At 56.7% G+C, this 1426-nt stretch carries 2 protein-coding genes and 1 pseudogene; all 3 read left to right on the top strand.

Going from position 1 to position 1426, the window contains the following annotated elements; translation table 11 throughout:
* Positions 1-210 (top strand): annotated as a pseudogene (locus G0A00_RS26255) (DNA-binding protein); the annotation flags it as partial.
* A gap of 10 nt (positions 211-220) precedes the next feature.
* On the top strand, positions 221-862 hold the full coding sequence (locus G0A00_RS26250; protein ID WP_040545943.1) for a hypothetical protein: 642 nt from the start codon (positions 221-223) through the stop codon (positions 860-862).
* Between the two features lie 161 nt (positions 863-1023).
* Positions 1024-1263, top strand: coding sequence for a hypothetical protein (locus G0A00_RS26245; protein WP_043754644.1), 240 nt, complete (start codon positions 1024-1026; stop codon positions 1261-1263).
* Positions 1264-1426: the final 163 nt, after the last annotated feature.

The following is a 1426-nucleotide window of genomic DNA, read 5'->3' as shown; positions in this document are numbered from 1 at the left end:
ATTGAAGAAGCGCTCACCCGTTTTCCGGTGATTGAGACCGTCATGATGCGACGAAACACTTACAAGGAGATGGATCAGAAGGGGCTTCTCCACGCCTTGGCGCTGGAAAAGCAATCCGATCCGAACCCCCTTATGCGTCCACATGTACGTCATGTCGTCGAGGCGCTTGAGGAGGCGACGGACATTCTCAACAACATTCTTGCTGCGTGAGGACAGTCGATTGCGCAAGAAGATCCCGACCATCACTAGGCCCGACCCAGCCTACGCCGCCACCCTGCAACAGGGTGACCGCGAGGTTCCCGAGAAGGAGGAAGAGGTACAGGTCACAGCAACAAAGACAGGCACCCCAGTCGCTGACGTTGGCGCTGATCGGCACGAGTCAGAGCGTGCGCCGAAAAGTGCCGTGGCGCCGCACCAAGTCACCGCGGAAAGCTCTGACCCGCATACCAGCCTGAGAGCTCCCGTTTCGGCACGAGCTTTGAGCCCGACCCGGAAGATCGACATCAGGGTCAACGCACTCGAACGACAGGAAGCAGCGCTGGAAACTTGTGGTGTTGAGCCGGCACATGTGGTGCGTGCCGCCCTGCGCCGTGCAGTCAAAGGCTGGCAACTGTCGCCGGTCTTCGCGCCAATTGCTGAGGAGCGGCGCACTCGAAACACGCAGTGGCAGGCCCGGACATCACTGGCAGTCGATGCGGCCAGCCTGGGTATGCTCCTTCGGGACCACGACCCCCTCGACGTCTTGAGTAAATGGGCTCTGATCCGCGGCCAAGTGGAACCACGCATATGGGGCGAGATCGACAAAATCTTGGAAGAAATTGCCGTTCGCGCTGCATCGCCGCATGAGCAGCACACACCGTAAGAGATCTATCTGAAAAGATAACTTGCATTTCGCCGGTGGATTTTCGCCCAACGGCAGAAGCTCGCCTTGCAGTTGCGGAAAACGTGGCGCTATTGAGCGTCATATAGATTTTCAGACCTCAGTGGTGACGAGTTACGAGGTCCATTTAGGAGGAACGCATTATGAACACGAAGCCCCGCCTGACTGGCGAACCGATCATGCGCATCCTCTGCAAGACATCTGAAAATCTGGTTGGCTACCTGTACCAATGGAACAATGGCGACGTGCAGCCTGCCTGGTTCGACGGCGCCATGGCGGACGTTCGCTATGAACCATTCATTCAAGCGACGGAACAGAACCCAGTCGATCCGAAGACCCCCAGACCGCGTCAGCAAGATCTGACGCACCTTGAAAAGGCCTAGCTCAAGGCCTCGCGTCGGTTTGTGGGTCATCCCATCCCGCAGGTCCTTTGAGCGATAGAGTTGACTTCTATGCCTCAAAAGTGATCTATCTGTGAGTTATAGAAAGGATATCTATAACTCATGGCTTGGAACTGGACGCTGCCTGATTGGCCGGATTTCCGGT

It is taken from the genome of Salipiger sp. PrR002, from assembly GCF_010500775.1.
Classification (GTDB): Bacteria; Pseudomonadota; Alphaproteobacteria; order Rhodobacterales; family Rhodobacteraceae; genus Salipiger.
The sequence above is the reverse complement of the archived record's forward strand: the minus strand, read 5'-3'. Positions and strand labels throughout refer to the sequence as shown.